Here is a 15,998-nt window from a genome sequence, read left to right on the forward strand (position 1 = left end):
GACGAGCTGAAATCGGCGCTGCAGTCGGCGAAGTGGTCTCGCGCTGCCAGTAATCGTGACGCCCTTCTCAGGGAATTCATGGCAGCCAGCGGTAAGCTGAGCCACGACGAAATCGTGGCCCGCAACCGGGCGGTGACTGCGTGATTACCGAAGCCCAAGATCGACAGCTGAGCGGAACCCTCGATCTGATCGGTGTGGGGAAAGTCGGTAGCACCCCCGCTAACATCGCCCCACGTTTCTAGCTTTCGCGTCCCCGCGCTTATCCCTTGCGTTCCTGCAGGATGTTGCCGCCATCCACCACGAGGATGGCGCCGTTGACGTAGCTCGCTCCGTCGGATGCCAGGAACAGCACGGCGGCCGCGACTTCCGCGGGGCTGCCAGCGCGGCCGAGCGGCGTGTTGCGGGCGGCGGCAAGTTCCTCCGGCGTCGAGGCTCCCGTGGCGATCCAGCCCGGCGCGACCGCGTTGACCGTGACGCCGCTGCGTCCGACCTCCAGCGCAAGCGTATGCGTCAGCCCGATCATGCCGGCCTTGGCCGCGGAATAGGCGGCCTCGCCTTCGTTGGAGACGTAAGGCCCGGTCACTGAGGCCATGTTGACGACGCGCCCATGGCCGCGCCGCACCATGCCGGCGAGAAATCCGCGCGTGCTCAAGAACGCGGTTTTCAGGCTGACGTCGATTCCGCGGTCCCAGTCGCTTTCGCTGAGATCGAGAAACCGCCGCTGCAGCGCCGGCTGGCCGACAGTCCCCATCCCGGCATTGTTGACGAGGACGTCGATCTCGCCGGCCTGCGAGCACAAGCGCTCGACATCGCCCGAAAGCGTCAGGTCGGCCACAACGGCGCGGACATCGAGCCCCTCCGCCCGCAGTTCCCCGGCCCGCTGCTCGACGCGCGCGGACGAAGCGGTGATGACGACCGAAAGGCCGGCCTCGCCCAGCGCCCGCGCGGTCGCGATGCCGATGCCATCGGCAGCGCCCGCGCCTGTCACCAGCGCCCTGCGGGACTTGCGGAACACGATCATTTCCTCTCCACGATTGGAATGCCGGCATGCCGACGCGGGCAGTCATACCCGCGATGAAACCGCCCAGGCTTTTTTCAATAGCCGGCGCTGACGCCGAAATCGATCGAAAGCGCGGCCCCGGTGATCGGCGCCGCGCCCGGCTGGCACAGATAGTGGATGAAGGATGCAATCTCTTCTACCTGAATGAACCTTGCCTTGTCCCCTTGCGGATAGTGCCCGAGAAGCCGGCGCTTGTAGCCGTCGGGATCGTCCCCGCCATAGGTCCTGGCTTGATATTCGATCATCGGCGTCGCCGTATCGCCGGGGCAAACGGCGTTGATCCTGATGCCTTGCGGGGCGAGTTCCAGGGCGAGAGCCTTGGTCAGCAGAACCAGCCCGCCCTTCGAGGCGCAATAGACGGCCGCGCCATTGTTGCCGACGAGGCCGGCATCGGACGCGATGTTGACGATCACGCCTTGCGCCGCCGACAGATGGGGGACAGCCGCCGAGATCAGGAAGAACGCTCCCTTGAGATTGACGTCCAGCACCAGGTCCCACTGATCTTCCTGGACCCCGCTCGCCGGCCCCTCGAGCCAGATGCCGGCGGCGTTGACGAGGATGTCTATGGCGCCGCCCCAGTCCCTGGCCTTGGCCACCACGTCGCGGCAGGCAGCGACGGAACGGATGTCGAGCGGCAAGCCGACCGCATCCGCTCCGGTCGCGACAATCTTGGCCACGGCTGCGTCGAGCTTGGCGCCGGGAAGATCGGCAAGCGCGATCCGCTCGCCGTCGGCCGCGAGGCGCAGTCCCGTCGCAAGCCCCATGCCCCCGGCGCCACCGGCGATCAGAACCGTCCTGCCAACCATTCGATAAACCTCCACGCCACGCAGCGCCCGGCAAAGGCAAACCATGTTCCTAAATCACGTCATGGGGCCCTGTCGCATGGACCAGCCAGGCAAAACAATGACCTCAGCAGTTCCGCCGGCCCCCGATCATCCCAACTCGAGCGTCGTGATGCCGAAAACCGTCGACGGGGCATTGCCGGGTTTGCCGCCCTTGTACATGCGTGTCGTCGCAAAGCCCGGCATCATGCCGGCGGCCTGAAGCATGGCGGTGAATTGAACCTGGCTGGCCGGTACGTCGACATGCAGTACCTCGTTGCCGATCCGGCCCGCGAGGTCCGCCAGCAATGCCAGGGCAAGGTCCGTCCTGTCGGCGAACAGCGGCCCGACCTTGAAGCCTTCCCGGCATCGGCGGGCCGCGCCGTAGCCGGCAATGCCGGCCGAGCCGCCACAAAGCAGCGCAATCCGGGGCTGCCGCAGCCACTCACCGAGGAAGGCTTCCCGGGGCGCCGGGAAGCACTGGCGATCATAGGCAAGTATCCCTGCCATGTCGCCGGCCGTCGCTGGCCGTATTTCGCCACCCCCTGGCAAACCGGCGGCGCGACCGCTGTAGCGGACGGTCTCATAGACGGGCACGAAGCCCATGCGCTGGTAGTTGGCCCGCTGCTCGGCCACCCCGTCGAGACCGATGATGCGGTTGCCGAGGCGTGCCATGCCGGCATCCCAGACCGCCTTGCCATGGCCTTCGCCACGCCGGTCGGGCCGGCAGATATAGAGGCCGATGAAGCCGAAACCCGGGCCGTATGCGACGGCCGAAATGCCGGCCACCATCTCTTGGCCGACGAAAGCGCCGATGAAACCGTCGGGATCGGCTGTCCTGAACGCCGCGGCATCGCCGATGCCTGGGTTCCAGCCCTCTCCAGCCGCCCAGTCGACGAGCGTTTCCACTTCGCTGGCGGTCAGTGTCAGGATTGTTCTCGGCATCATTTCACCCGGGCGGCCTCGGCAAACGGCGTCAAGGCATCAGGATAGGTAGCCGCTTCCACGCCGCAAAGTCCACACGAGAACTTCAGTGCCACCGCCGATGCCGCGCATCGGGCGCCAGACCCTGTCCTTGTTTCTTCTTTCCGGGAAAGCGCTCCCCGCACCCCCGATGGCGCGGAACCTATGCCTGCTTGACGGGACTCGTCAATTCAACGCAGGGCCGCGGGCCGGACTATTATTGGGACGGGTTTAACGAACCGATGCAAAGAGTTAGCAACAAACGCGCCGCATGATCGTTCGTTGTTCCAATAGGCAACTGGACACAACCGGCGAAGATCGGGAATCTTCATTTGTCGTTGCGTGGAATCGCATGGAGTACCGCAGGAAATGCCGCTGAGTGCCGCAGAGATCGTCCGTCATCCGGCAGCGCTTCGCAGTGTGCAGGAACAGTCGCGCGCACTCATCCATGTCTTCGAAACGACCCCGCGGCTGGCCGCCGTCTTCGCCACCCAGCAGCGCTGGCTGCTCGCTCATGTCGGCCTGGCTCTGCATTTCCGGCGCGACCCCAATGACCGCCGCACCGAAATGACAATGGCGCGGTTCATCGAGGTCGTGCGACGCCATTCCGTGGCCAGCCGCAATACCGCCGAAGCCTTCGTCAAGGAGATGCTGCGCTACAACATCGCCGAGTATGTTTCGGCCAGCGGCGACGGCCGCGCCCACCCCATGCGGGTCACCGAGGGCACCATCGAAACCTTCACCGGCTGGATCCACGCGCATCTGAGGACGCTCGACCGCATAGACGGCGGAAACCGGCTGACGACTTTCCTCGATCGACCCGGGATGCTGTCCAGGCTGCAGCCGCTCATCGCCGACGGACTGCTGGCCAGCGAGGGCGTGCGGGAGCCTGGGCGGACTTTCTCGTTGTTTATCTGGCTGAACAATGGCGGCATCGTCATGGACTGGCTGATGTCCGGTATCGATCCGGAGGACGTTCATCTCGACAGGATACCGACCAGCGTCATCTCGGTCAGTGAATTCGCGCACTGGCTGAAGCTGTCGCGCACCCACTTGGCGCGGAAACTCAACGATGGCGAGGCGCTTGGCAGCATCGGCTGGGTCGGCCAGCGCGGTCATTCCGTCATGTGGGTTTCACGCCAGTTCTTCGACGAGTACATGGCGGTGCAGGCGTCCAAGCTCGCCGTCGTCGACATGGCTTTCGAGGGTAGTTTGTCCCAGGCGGACGAGAGCTGACGGCGCAACGGTCGCTTCCCGGACCCAGCCGACAAATACCGCTGGTTGCGCTGGCAGGCGCCGGCCAAAACTGCTATCCGCATCGCATATTGCGATATTTGGCCGAGTCTGGGGGGATGGCGCTGAACTTCGAAGACATTGTCGGTCATCCGGCGCTGCATGCCGCCGTCCAGGCACAGGCCCGGGCGATGCAGCAGGCCTATGAAGGAAACCCGCGCGCGTCCTCGGTCTTTGCCACCCAGCAGCGCTGGTTGATGGCGCATATCGGTCTTGCCCTGCATTTCCGCAGGGATCCCAGCGACTACCGGAAGGAACTGACCGCCGCGCGTTTCGTCGACGTCACCGTTCAGCATGCGGTGGCAAGCCGAAACACCGCCCATGCCTTCATCAAGGAAATGCAGCACTATAATTTCGTCGAAGTCGGGCCAACGGCCGACGACGGCCGCATTCGCCCCCTGCACCTGCCCGCCATAACCCTGGAGCCGTTGATCGGCTGGATCCATATGCATCTGAGCACGCTTGATGCTCTTGACGGCGCGAACCGGCTGGAAACGTTCCAGGCAAGGCCGCAAATGCTGGCGCGGTTGCAGCCGCTGATCGCGGACGGGCTGATCTCCTCGGTGCCGGTGCGGGAGCCGCAACAGACTTTTTCGCTGTTCACATGGCTCAACAATGGCGGCGTCGTCATGGATTGGCTGATCGCCGGCGTCGACCCGCTGAATGCCGGCCAGGAGCGCATCCCGACCGGCGTGCTGTCGATCGGCGATTTCGCTAGATGGCTGAAGCTGTCGCGTACCCATCTTGCGCGCAAGCTGCGCGACGCCGAGGCGCTCGGCAGCGTCGGCTGGCTCGGGCAGCGCGGTCATTCCGTCATGTGGATCTCGAAGGAATTCTACGGCGAATACATCACCGCGCAGGCGGTCAAGCTTGCCATCATCGACGCAGCCTTCGCCGCGAGCACGGCCAGTTGAGCGTATGCCGCTTTCTATCCGGCCTTCAGGATGGCTGAAAAGCGCGGATCGAAGGCCCGGCTGATCGGCTCGGCCGCGGCGCCCACGGCGATCGCCCAGGGATCGGTGGTGCCGAGCTGCAGCCGCGGCAGGCGGCGGGTGGGCCGGTCCGCGATCGACGGCAGCAGCGGGTGCATGGCCTGAAGCAGAAGCCTGGCCAGCGCCTCGGGCGCGGTGCTGGTGAGGATGACGGTTTGCGGATCGAAGATCGTTTCGATCAGATGCACGCTCCAGCGCAGGTCGGACGCGGCTCTTTCGACCCAGCTCATGACCCGCGGGTCTCGCTGCAGCGCCAGCGCGCCGAGCGTCTCGTAAAGCCCCCTCTCGGCGGGGTCGAGGCCGAGATGCTGGTAGAGCGAGGCAAGCGAGGCGCGATGCTCCAACGGCATCGAGCCTGGACCGGCCGGCGACAGCAGCGCCCTGCCGATCTCGCCGGCATTGCCGTTGCCGCCATTGTAGAGCTCGCCGTTGAGAATCAGCCCGGCGGCGATGCCGTAGCCGACATACAGGCAGACGGCGTGATCGACGCCATGCGCGGCGCCGACGATGCGCTCCGCCGTTGCACAGGCCGCCGCGTCGTTCTGCATCCCGACATTCAGTCCGGTGCCGGCGGCAAGCGTCTCGAGCAGCGGGAATTGCTGCCAGGCAGGCATCATCCATTTGTCGTCGGATTCCTTCAGCCCGAACGGCCCTGGCATCGCGACGCCAAGGCCGACCAGCCGCCGTTCGGACTGTGCGAAAGAGGAAGCCAGCTCGCGCCTGACGCGGTCGACCAGGCCGAGGATGATCTTGACGCCGGCTGACGGCTCGTCGAGCGGCAGACCTGCCTCGGCGCGCGCGATGACCTTGCCCACGAGGTCGACCACCACGACGCGCGTCAGATGCCGGTCTATCTGCAACCCGATGGCAAAGGCGCCTTCGGGCACCAGCCGGTAGGGCGTGAAAGGCTGGCCCCTGCCCTTGCGCACCGCATCCAGCGCCACGACCAAGCCGTCCCGCTCGAGATCCTCGATGATGTTGGAAACCGCCTGCTTGGTGAGCTGTGTTGCCCGCGCCAGGTCGGCACGCGACAGCGCGCCGTTGAGCCGCAGCGCCTCGATCATGACGCGGCGGTTGTGCGCGCTGGTACCTTCCTGGTTGGTACCGCTCTTGGCCCGGATCGGGTTGATGTCGTGCACCGTCGTTTCCCCTCTTGACTCCATTAAAGGATTGATCGACTAATTAAGTCAAGCGAATTGACTTAATGGTGATGTTCGGACGGTTTCGAGAAAAAGACGGCATGGCTCAAAGCCCTCGCCGCCCAACCGTTCCGGCAATCCGGTCACGCGCGATGCACATTCGAGGAAGCGGTAAAGCCTCTGCCGCCTGCTCGCAGCTGTCGAAAATGGGAGAAAGACAAATGCTGAAATCGATCGGTAAGACACTTCTGGGCGCGGTGTTCGTTGGCGGACTGTTCGTCCCGCACGCCTTCGCCGAGACCACATTGAACGCGCTCTTCATGGCGCAGGCCGCCTATAGCGAGGCGGATGTGCGCGCCATGACCGAGGCCTTCACCAAGGCCAATCCGGACATCAAGGTGAACCTCGAATTCGTTCCCTATGAAGGCCTGCATGACAAGACCGTGCTCGCTCAAGGGTCGGGCGGCGGCTATGACGTGGTGCTGTTCGACGTCATCTGGCCGGCCGAATATGCGACCAACAAGGTGCTGGTCGACGTCTCCTCGAAGATCACCGACGACATGAAGAAGGGCGTGCTGCCGGGCGCCTGGACCACCGTCCAGTATGACGGCAAATACTACGGCATGCCGTGGATCCTTGACACCAAATATCTGTTCTACAACAAGGAGATCCTGGAAAAGGCCGGCATCAAGGCGCCGCCGAAGACCTGGGAAGAGCTTGGCGAGCAGGCCAAGATCATCCAGGACAAAGGCTTGCTGAAGACGCCGATCGCCTGGAGCTGGGCACAGGCCGAAGCCGTGATCTGCGACTACACCACGCTGGTAAGCGCTTATGGCGGCGACTTCCTCAAGGACGGCAAGCCGGACTTCCAGAATGGCGGCGGCGCATCGGCGCTGAAATACATGGTCGATAGCTACAAGTCCGGCCTCACCAACCCGAATTCCAAGGAATTCCTCGAAGAGGATGTCCGCAAGGTGTTCGAGAACGGCGACGCCGCCTTCGCGCTGAACTGGACCTACATGTACAACATGGCCAACGATCCGAAGGACTCGAAGGTCGCCGGCAAGGTCGGCGTCGTGCCGGCGCCAGGCGTTGCCGGCACCAGCGAGGTCTCGGCCGTCAACGGTTCGATGGGCCTCGGCGTCACCGCTGTCTCGAAGCATCCGGACGAGGCCTGGAAGTACATCGAGTTCATGACCTCGCAGGCGACGCAGAACCAGTATGCCAAGCTCTCACTGCCGATCTGGGCCTCGTCTTACGACGACCCGGCCGTCACCAAGGGCCAGGAAGAGCTGATCGCCACCGCCAAGCTGGGCCTCGCCGCCATGTACCCGCGCCCGACCACACCGAAATACCAGCAGCTGTCGACCGCTCTGCAGCAGGCCATCCAGGAATCGCTGCTCGGCCAGACGACGCCGGAAGACGCGCTCAAGACCGCCGCCGAAAACAGCGGCCTCTGATCTGACGTTCCTCGACGCGGGCGGCCTCATGGGAAGAGTGCCGCCCGTGCTGTTTCTGACCGAATGAAGGGAAAGAGGCGCCTCTGATGTCAGGCACCTGGATGACGACTCGCGCGTGGCTGTTGATGCTGCCGCTGCTGGTGATCATGGTCGCCGTCATCGGCTGGCCATTGGTCGATACGGTCAGGCTTTCCTTCACCGACGCCCAACTGGTCGGCACGGCGGGCAACTATGTCGGCTTCGACAACTACACCAAAATGCTGACCAGCTCGAATTTCACCCGCACGCTCTCGACCACCACCTGGTTCGCAGTTGTCTCGGTCGCCGCCGAAATGGTGCTCGGCGTGCTCGCGGCCCTCCTGCTCAATCAGGAATTCCGCGGCCGCGCCGTGCTGCGCGGACTGATGATCCTGCCCTGGGCACTGCCCACCGTTGTCAACGCGACGCTGTGGCGGCTGATCTACAATCCCGAATATGGCGCGCTGAACGCGGCGCTGTCGCAGCTCCATCTCATCGATGACTATCGCTCCTGGCTAGGCGAGCCGGGCACGGCGCTTGTGGCGCTGATCGTTGCCGACTGCTGGAAGAATTTCCCGCTTGTCGCGCTGATCGCGCTGGCCGCCCTGCAGGCCGTGCCGCGCGACATCACCGCCGCGGCGCTAGTCGACGGCGCCGGGCCGTTCAACCGCTTCCGCTTCGTCATCCTGCCCTATCTTGCCGGCCCGCTGATGGTGGCGCTGGTGCTGCGCACCATCGAGGCCTTCAAGGTCTTCGACATCATCTGGGTGATGACCCGCGGCGGCCCGGCCAACAGCACGCGCTCGCTGTCGATCCTGGTCTACCAGGAAGCCTTCTCCTTCCAGCGCGCCGGCTCCGGCGCATCGCTGGCGCTGATCGTCACCTTGCTCGTCACCGTGCTCGCCGTCGCCTATGCGGCGCTGGTGAGAAAGACTGCGGGGAGCGCTGCCTGATGGAACGCAAGAGCCCGGTCTTCACCGCCTTCGTCTACGCCTGCGCCATCCTGCTCGCCGCCGTCATCCTGGCACCGCTTGCCTGGCTTTTCGTCATGAGCATTTCGCCGGCGGCCGATCTTGCCGCCAAGCCGCTGCGCTGGTGGCCGCAGGCTGCAGACTTCTCCCGTTACGGGCAGCTTCTATCGACAGCTCAAAACAGCGCCGGCGCGGCCTTCACCGCATCGCTGCGCAACAGTCTGGAGGTCGCCGGCATGGCGACGCTTGCCGCGATCCTGCTTGCCGTGCCGGCGGGCTGGGCGGTCTCGCGCACGCCGTCGGTCGGCTGGTCGCTGTCGATGGTGATCGCCACCTACATGCTGCCGCCCGTGGCGCTCTCGGTGCCGCTCTATATGGGTCTCTCCCATCTCGGCCTGCTCAACAACGTCTTTGGCCTGGCGCTGATCTATCTGACGATCCTGGCGCCCTTCACCACCTGGCTGATGAAATCGGGCTTCGATTCCATCCCGCGCGAGATCGAGGCCGCGGCCATGATCGACGGCGCCGGCCTGTTTCAGACCTGGCGCATCATCACCTTGCCGCTTGCGGCGCCCGTGGTGGCGACATCGGCGCTGTTTGCCGTGCTGCTGGCCTGGGACGAATTCTTCTATGCCCTGCTTTTCACCTCGGACCAGCGGGCGAAGACGCTGACGGTCGCCATCGCCGACCTCGCCGGCGGTCGCGTCTCCGACTACGGATTGATCGCCACCGCCGGCGTGCTCGCGGCCTTGCCGCCGGTGCTGATCGGCCTCGTCATGCAACGCGCGCTGATCTCGGGCCTCACCAGCGGCGGCGTGAAAGGATAATGATGACTGCAAAGAAACAACGTCCGACAGGCCTCCTCGCAATCGACCGCGAGATGGCGCGTCAGCATCAGGATGCGCTGGCCTCGTTCGAGAGCAATCGCGAGGCAGCCGCCAGGGTCGCCGCCTCCATCAGGAAGACCGGACGGCTCCTCCTGCTCGGCATGGGCGCCTCGCATGCCGTCGCTCGCGCCGTCGAGCCGCTCTATCGCGCGCACGGCATCGACGCCATCGCGCTGCCGCTTTCGGAACAGCTCGGACAGCCATTGCCGCTTGCCGGCAAGACGGTGATCGTGACCTCGCAGTCCGGGGAGAGCGCCGAGGTGCTGCGCTGGTTCGCCGAAACGAATCCGCAGGCTGACACCTTCGGCCTGACGTTGGAGGCCGGCTCGTTCCTTGGCCGGACAGTGCCTTGCCTCGTCGGCGCCGGCGGCACCGAACTCGCCTTCGCCGCGACCCGCAGCCTGACGGTGACCTTCGCCCTGCATCTCGCCATCCTGGCCGCGCTCGGCGAGGATCCTGCCGCGGCGCTGGCCGCGCTCAAGACTCCGGAAAAGGCTGAGATCGATCCGGCGCTTGCAGCTCTCGGCAATGTGGCGACCGTGGTCACGTCGGGCCGCAGCCTGCAAGGCGTAGCTGAAGCCCTGGCGCTCGGCCTCACCGAACTGTCGCGCCTGCCTTGTTTTTCTCTCGAAGGCGGCCAGCTGCGCCATGGGCCGATGGAGATGCTCGGGCCGAAGATCGGCGTCGTCCTCTTCCGCGGCGACGACCCGACCGCCGACCTCGTCACCGCGATGGCCCTGTCCGTCGTCGAGACCGGCGCGCCGCTGATCGTCTTCGACGCCTCGGGCATGCCGCCGATTGCGGGCGCCGTTACATTGAGGTTCAAGCCTGCCCCCGGGCTGGCAGCGGTCTTTGCCATGCTGCCGGTGGCGCAGCGCCTGATGATCGCCTTCGCCGACAGCCGTGTCGAGAATGCCGGAACGCCGGTGCGCACCACCAAGATCACCAGGAGCGAATGATGCGGCCGCTTGCGGTGATCGGCAACGTCAATGTCGACCTGATCGTCGGCCCGGTCGCGCCCTGGCCGAAGGCGGGCACCGAGACTGTCGTCGACCACGACGACCTGCGCGTCGGCGGCCAGGCCGGCAACACGGCGCTTGCCTGGCAGGCGCTGGGCATCGACTTCGAGATTGCCGCCAATGTTGGCGACGACCAGTTCGGCCGCTGGCTGCGCGAGGCGTTCGGACCCCGCGCGCAGAAATGGCCGGTTCGTCCCGAGGGCACGACGCTGTCGGTCGGCATGACCCATCCCGATGGCGAGCGCACCTTCTTCACCACGCGCGGCCACCTGCCCCGCTTCAGCCTGGACGATGTGCTTTCGGTGCTCGACGGCAACCGGCTCGCCGGCGGCTATGTGCTGCTCAGCGGCTCCTTCCTTACCGACGATCTTACGCGCGACTATGGCGCGCTTTTCGACTGGGCGGAGGCGCATCGTATTGCCGTCGCGCTCGACACCGGATGGCCGATCGACGGCTGGACTGAAGCGAACTGCGCGGGGGCGCGTGGCTGGCTGTCGCGCTGCGAACTGGCCCTGTTCAACGAGGTCGAGACGACGACATTGGCCGGCCTGGCAAGTCCTGTAGCGGCCGCGCGCAAGATCCGCGACGGCATGAAGGATGGCGCGACGGTCGTCGTCAAGCGCGGGCCCGACGGCGCGATCGCCATCGGCGCCGATAGTGGGTTGATTGAAGTGCCGGCGCCCCACGTCACCGTGGTCGATACGATCGGCGCCGGCGATGTCTTCAACGCCGCCTTCCTGGCCGCGCTGGCACAGGGCCGGCCGCTGAAGAACTGCCTGTCCGCCGCCATCAAGGTGGCGTCGCGCGCCATCTCAACCTTGCCCCGCGACTATGGCGGGCAGATCCAATTCGAGGATGCCGACCATGAGCGCGCTTGAAATCCGCGATGTCCGCAAAAGTTACGGCAGCGTCGAGACGCTGAAAGGCATCGACATCGCGCTCGAAAACGGCGAGTTCCTGGTGCTGCTCGGCTCGTCCGGCTGCGGCAAGTCCACCTTGCTCAACATCATCGCGGGTCTTGCCGAGGCAACCAGCGGCGACGTGCTGATCGGCGGCCGGTCGGTGCTCGGCGTGCATCCGAAGAACCGCGACATCGCCATGGTCTTCCAATCCTACGCGCTCTACCCAAACCTGACCGTCAGCCGCAACATCGGCTTCGGCCTGGAGATGCGCAAGGTGCCCGCCGCCGAGCGCGACAAGGCGGTGCGCGAGGCGGCGAAGCTTCTGCAGATCGAGACCCTGCTCGACCGCAAGCCCGGCCAGCTCTCGGGCGGCCAGCGCCAGCGGGTCGCCATCGGCCGGGCGCTGGTGCGCAAGCCGCAGGTCTTCCTGTTTGACGAACCGCTCTCCAATCTGGACGCCAAGCTGCGCCTGGAAATGCGCACCGAGCTGAAGCGCCTGCATGAGATGCTCAAGACCACGGTCGTCTATGTCACCCATGACCAGATCGAGGCGATGACGCTGGCGACCCGCATCGCCGTCATGCGCGACGGCCGCATCGAACAGCTGGGCACGCCGCAGGAGATCTACAACCAGCCGGCAACGCTCTATGTCGCCGGTTTCGTCGGCGCGCCGGCGATGAACATGCTGGAAGCCACCGTCGAGGACGGCACGCTCGCCATCGCCGGCACGGATGCGCGTCTGGCGCTGCCGGCACGCTTCACAGGCGCAGCCGGTGACGGCGCCCAGGTCATTGTCGGCGTGAGGCCGGAAGCGCTCCGCCTTGGGCCCGGCAGCGGCGCCGACCTGTCGCTGCCAGTCGAGATCGACGTCGTCGAACTGACCGGTCCCGAACAGGTCACCACCGCCCGGATCGGCGCGCAAAGGCTGACGGCAGCCCTGCCGCCGCAGGCCCGCGTTGAGAAGGGCCAGCCATGCGCGTTTGTGTTCGACGAAGACGCGCTGCGCCTGTTCGACCCGGCGACCGGCAAGGCTTTCTGAGGAGCAATAGCGAGCGGTTCGGCTTCTCCAAGCCGAACCGCTCAATTGTTTCAATCGATGTCGAACGACACGCCTTGCGCGAGCGGCAGCGCCTTGGAAAAATTCACCGTGTTGGTGGCGCGGCGCATATAGGCCTTCCAGGCGTCCGAACCGCTCTCGCGGCCGCCGCCGGTTTCTTTCTCGCCGCCGAACGCCCCGCCGATCTCGGCGCCGGAGGTGCCGATGTTGACATTGGCGATACCGCAATCCGAGCCGTCAACGCCGAGGAAGCGTTCCGATTCCTGCAGGTCGCGCGTGAAGATAGACGACGACAGGCCGGCGCCGACCGCATTGTGCAATTCGAGCGCCTCGTCGAAATCGGAATATTTCATCACATAGAGGATCGGCGCGAAGGTCTCTTCCGTCACCGGCGAGACTTGGCTAGGCATTTCGACCAGCGCCGGATGCACATAGTAGGCGTCCGGATGACCGTTCTCCACGCGCGCGCCGCCGGTCACCTTGCCGCCATGCGCCTCGGCCTCCTTCAGCGCCTTCTGCATGTTGTCGAAAGCGGCCTTGTCGATCAGCGGACCAACCAGCGCCTTGCCTTCCAGCGGATTGCCGACCGAAACGGTCTCATAGGCCTTTTTCAGCCGCGGCAGGAGCGCGTCGTAGACGCTGTCATGCACGAACAGGCGCCTGAGCGTCGTGCAGCGCTGGCCGGCGGTGCCCATGGCGCCGAAGGCGATGGCGCGCAGCGCCATATCGAGATCGGCGGTGGGCGTCACGATGCCTGCATTGTTGCCGCCGAGCTCAAGCACCGCGCGGGCGAAGCGCTTGGCGAGTCTCGGACCGACCTCGCGGCCCATGCGGGTCGAGCCGGTGGCCGAGACCAGCGGCACCTTCGGATGGTCGACCAGCACCTCGCCAGCGACACGGTCGCCGATCAGTACCTGCAGCAGACCTGCCGGCGCATCGGCGCCAAAACGCTTCGCGGCACGCTTGAAGATCGCTTCGCAGGCAAGCGCGGTCAGCGGCGTCTTTTCCGACGGCTTCCACACTACCGCATCGCCGCAGACGAAGGCGATCGCCGCATTCCATGACCACACCGCGACCGGGAAGTTGAAGGCCGAGATCACGCCGACGACGCCGAGCGGATGCCAGGTCTCCATCATGCGATGCCCGGGACGCTCGGTGGCGATGGTGAGGCCGTAGAGCTGGCGGGAAAGGCCGACGGCGAAATCGCAGATGTCGATCATTTCCTGCACTTCGCCCAGACCCTCGGACGGGATTTTGCCGACCTCGATCGACACCAGCCGGCCGAGCTCGTCCTTATGCGCGCGCAATTCCTCGCCGAGCAGGCGCACCAACTCGCCGCGCTTCGGACCCGGCACCAGCCGCCAGGCTTGGAAGGCCTTGTGAGCGGCATCGATGGCCTTGCCAGCGTCGGCGGCCGAAATCTGCTTCAGCGCCGCGATCTGCTCGCCCGTCACTGGGCTGCGCACGATGAGGTCGCCGCCTGACAGCGCCTCCTTGGCGACTCCGAGTTTCTCAAGAAGTGAGGCCGTTTCCTTCGCCAATGTCATTTTTGTTCCTTTCAGATCCCGCCTCTCATGGGACGGGCATAGAAGCCATGCGCCATCTCTCGGCCGTGCGGTCGGGCACGGTCCTGGCGCTTTTATGGCGTGGCATTACTCGTTTCGGTGAAAAACCGCCACCCCGGCATGGTCCAAGGCCGGACTGCGAAATTGGGCCAGGCAGTGGAAATTGCGATCAGCGAGCCTTCTGGATCGAGGACTTCTCGCTGCTTTCCTTGATCAGGCGGTCGATATGCATGCGGATATGCGCCGCCTCGGCAGCGGTATTGGCCAAGGCGATGGCGCGGTCGAAGGCGACGCGCGCCTCCTCGTTGCGGCCAAGCTGCATAAGCAGCCCGCCCCGCAGGCCAAAGAAATGGAAATAGCCCGACAACCGCTCTTCCAGCGGCTCGATCATGGCAAGCGCTGCCTCCGGGCCGCGCACCTTGCTGACCGCAACGGCGCGGTTCAGCGTCACCACCGGCGACGGCTGCATCTGCTCCAACAGGCCGTAAAGCAGGTCGATCTCGGTCCAGTCGGTGTCGTCGGCGACAGCCGCCCGCGCATGCAGCGCGGCAATCGCAGCCTGCACCTGGTACGGGCCGGGCTTGCGGTGGCGCAGCGCCTTGTCGACCAGCGCCAGGCCTTCGTCGATCATCTTGCGGCTCCACAGCGAACGGTCCTGGTCCTCGAGCAGGACGATCTCGCCATTCACATCGAAACGCGCCGGCGCGCGTGCATGCTGCAGCAGAAGCAGTGCGGTCAGCCCCATGATCTCCGGCTCGGCCTGGAAAAGCCTGAGCAGCAGGCGCGCGAGCCGGATCGCCTCTTCGCAAAGCGGCGCTCGGGCCGGCGCCTCGCCGCCATTGCTTGAATAGCCTTCGTTGAAGATCAGATAGACCATCGCCGCGACAGCGGCGAGCCGCTCCGAGCGCTCGACCGCGCCCGGCGTCTCGAACGGAACGCCGGCGTCCGCAATGCGCGCCTTGGCACGGGTGATGCGCTGCTCCATGGCGCTCTCGCCGACCAGGAAAGCGCGCGCGATCTGCTTGACGGTCAGGCCGGAGACGATGCGCAGCGCCACCGCGATCTGCTGCGTTGCCGGCAAGTCCGGATGGCAGCAGATGAACAGAAGCCGCAGGATATCGTCGCGGTAATGCGCGCCGTCGAGCCGCTCGGCCATGTCGCCCTCGGCATCCTCCAGATCGGAGATCTGGTCTTCTTCCGGCATCGGCGCTTGCTTGGCGCGCTTGCGCACCGCGTCGATGCCGCTGTTGCGGCCGACGAAGATCAGCCAGGCCGCCGGATCGCGCGGCGGCCCGTTCTTCGGCCAGTTCTTGAGCGCCCTCAGGCACGCGTCCTGGAAAGCCTCTTCCGCGGCGTCGAGATCGCGGAAGTAGCGCAGCAGCGCGCCCATCGCCTGCGGACGGGCGTTGCTGATCGCCGTGCTTATCCAGGCGAGGTCCGTCATACCGCGACCTTTGTCGGATTGAAGAGCGAGACCGGCCGGATCTCGTAGGAGCCGCCGCTCGGATTGACCTCGGAAAGCTCGCGGGCGAATTCGACGGCCTCGTCGAGTTCGCGACATTCGAGTGTGTAGAAGCCGAGGAACTGTTCCTTGGTCTCGGCGAACGGGCCGTCGAGCACGACTGCCTCGCCCTTGACCTTTCTCAGGGTCGTCGCGGCAGTCGTCGGCAAAAGGCGCGCCACAGGCCCGAGCCGGCCGGCCTTGGCGTATTTGTCCTGCACATTGAGGAGCTTTGCCATCACCTCGTCGTCCTGTTCCTTGCTCCAGGAGCAGACGACGTCTTCGGAGGCGTAGCAGAGGATGGCGTAGAGCATGGCAGGTCCTTTCCGTATCAAAGGACGCGACACTAG

The 15,998-nt window shown here is 65.4% G+C and carries 15 protein-coding genes; 8 read left to right on the plus strand and 7 right to left on the minus strand.

The features are described from left to right. Positions 1 to 259: 259 nt before the first annotated feature. The 3 genes from EN852_RS00820 to EN852_RS00830 form a co-directional block, all read right to left on the minus strand. On the minus strand, positions 260 to 1,015 hold the full coding sequence (locus tag EN852_RS00820) for an SDR family NAD(P)-dependent oxidoreductase (protein WP_246694133.1): 756 nt from the start codon (positions 1,013 to 1,015) through the stop codon (positions 260 to 262). An 80-nt stretch (positions 1,016 to 1,095) separates the two neighbouring features. Continuing rightward, positions 1,096 to 1,866 carry an SDR family oxidoreductase gene (locus EN852_RS00825; RefSeq protein WP_127874535.1) on the minus strand — a complete coding sequence of 257 codons (771 nt, stop codon included), beginning with the start codon at positions 1,864 to 1,866 and terminating at the stop codon, positions 1,096 to 1,098. Between the two features lie 126 nt (positions 1,867 to 1,992). Next, on the minus strand, positions 1,993 to 2,826 hold the full coding sequence (locus EN852_RS00830) for a GNAT family N-acetyltransferase (protein WP_127874536.1): 834 nt from the start codon (positions 2,824 to 2,826) through the stop codon (positions 1,993 to 1,995). A 387-nt stretch (positions 2,827 to 3,213) separates the two neighbouring features. Between EN852_RS00830 and EN852_RS00835 the strand changes: the two genes are divergently transcribed. Both EN852_RS00835 and EN852_RS00840 read left to right on the plus strand, forming a co-directional pair. Beyond that, positions 3,214 to 4,080 carry a hypothetical protein gene (locus tag EN852_RS00835; RefSeq protein WP_127874537.1) on the plus strand — a complete coding sequence of 289 codons (867 nt, stop codon included), beginning with the start codon at positions 3,214 to 3,216 and terminating at the stop codon, positions 4,078 to 4,080. 116 nt (positions 4,081 to 4,196) lie between these two features. After that, positions 4,197 to 5,051: a hypothetical protein gene (locus tag EN852_RS00840; RefSeq protein WP_127874538.1), complete on the plus strand. Its 855-nt coding sequence runs from the start codon at positions 4,197 to 4,199 to the stop codon at positions 5,049 to 5,051. 14 nt (positions 5,052 to 5,065) lie between these two features. On the opposite strand, the gene EN852_RS00845 is transcribed toward EN852_RS00840, so the two are convergent. Further along, positions 5,066 to 6,268, minus strand: a complete 1,203-nt coding sequence (locus tag EN852_RS00845; RefSeq protein ID WP_127874539.1) for an ROK family transcriptional regulator — start codon at positions 6,266 to 6,268, stop codon at positions 5,066 to 5,068. Positions 6,269 to 6,489: 221 nt separating this feature from the next. Between EN852_RS00845 and EN852_RS00850 the strand changes: the two genes are divergently transcribed. From EN852_RS00850 to ugpC, 6 genes are all read left to right on the plus strand, one after another. After that, positions 6,490 to 7,728 carry an extracellular solute-binding protein gene (locus EN852_RS00850; protein WP_127874540.1) on the plus strand — a complete coding sequence of 413 codons (1,239 nt, stop codon included), beginning with the start codon at positions 6,490 to 6,492 and terminating at the stop codon, positions 7,726 to 7,728. A gap of 86 nt (positions 7,729 to 7,814) precedes the next feature. Beyond that, complete coding sequence (locus EN852_RS00855; RefSeq protein ID WP_127874541.1) at positions 7,815 to 8,699, plus strand: sugar ABC transporter permease; 885 nt, start codon at positions 7,815 to 7,817, stop codon at positions 8,697 to 8,699. Next, positions 8,699 to 9,544: a carbohydrate ABC transporter permease gene (locus EN852_RS00860; RefSeq protein WP_127864370.1), complete on the plus strand. Its 846-nt coding sequence runs from the start codon at positions 8,699 to 8,701 to the stop codon at positions 9,542 to 9,544. Before EN852_RS00855 ends, EN852_RS00860 begins: the two co-directional genes overlap by 1 nt. Then, a complete protein-coding gene (locus tag EN852_RS00865; protein WP_189545683.1) occupies positions 9,541 to 10,563 on the plus strand; it encodes an SIS domain-containing protein in 1,023 nt (340 codons plus the stop codon). The genes EN852_RS00860 and EN852_RS00865 overlap by 4 nt, the downstream gene beginning before the upstream one ends. Beyond that, the gene (locus EN852_RS00870) at positions 10,563 to 11,501 is read left to right on the plus strand and encodes a PfkB family carbohydrate kinase (RefSeq protein WP_127874543.1); all 939 of its coding nucleotides are present in this window, start codon (positions 10,563 to 10,565) and stop codon (positions 11,499 to 11,501) included. Before EN852_RS00865 ends, EN852_RS00870 begins: the two co-directional genes overlap by 1 nt. Continuing rightward, entirely contained in the window at positions 11,488 to 12,564 is a 1,077-nt protein-coding gene (ugpC, locus tag EN852_RS00875; protein ID WP_127864369.1) for a sn-glycerol-3-phosphate ABC transporter ATP-binding protein UgpC, read from the plus strand. The genes EN852_RS00870 and ugpC overlap by 14 nt, the downstream gene beginning before the upstream one ends. A 50-nt stretch (positions 12,565 to 12,614) precedes the next feature. Here ugpC and EN852_RS00880 read toward each other — a convergent pair whose 3' ends face one another. The 3 genes from EN852_RS00880 to EN852_RS00890 form a co-directional block, all read right to left on the minus strand. Beyond that, on the minus strand, positions 12,615 to 14,129 hold the full coding sequence (locus tag EN852_RS00880) for an aldehyde dehydrogenase family protein (protein WP_127874544.1): 1,515 nt from the start codon (positions 14,127 to 14,129) through the stop codon (positions 12,615 to 12,617). 187 nt (positions 14,130 to 14,316) lie between these two features. After that, on the minus strand, positions 14,317 to 15,591 hold the full coding sequence (locus EN852_RS00885; RefSeq protein ID WP_127874545.1) for an RNA polymerase sigma factor: 1,275 nt from the start codon (positions 15,589 to 15,591) through the stop codon (positions 14,317 to 14,319). Beyond that, positions 15,588 to 15,962 carry a YciI family protein gene (locus EN852_RS00890; protein WP_127874546.1) on the minus strand — a complete coding sequence of 125 codons (375 nt, stop codon included), beginning with the start codon at positions 15,960 to 15,962 and terminating at the stop codon, positions 15,588 to 15,590. The genes EN852_RS00885 and EN852_RS00890 overlap by 4 nt, the downstream gene beginning before the upstream one ends. Positions 15,963 to 15,998 lie beyond the last annotated feature (36 nt).

It is taken from the genome of Mesorhizobium sp. M2E.F.Ca.ET.209.01.1.1 (genome assembly GCF_004010375.2).
Lineage (GTDB): Bacteria > Pseudomonadota > Alphaproteobacteria > Rhizobiales > Rhizobiaceae > Mesorhizobium.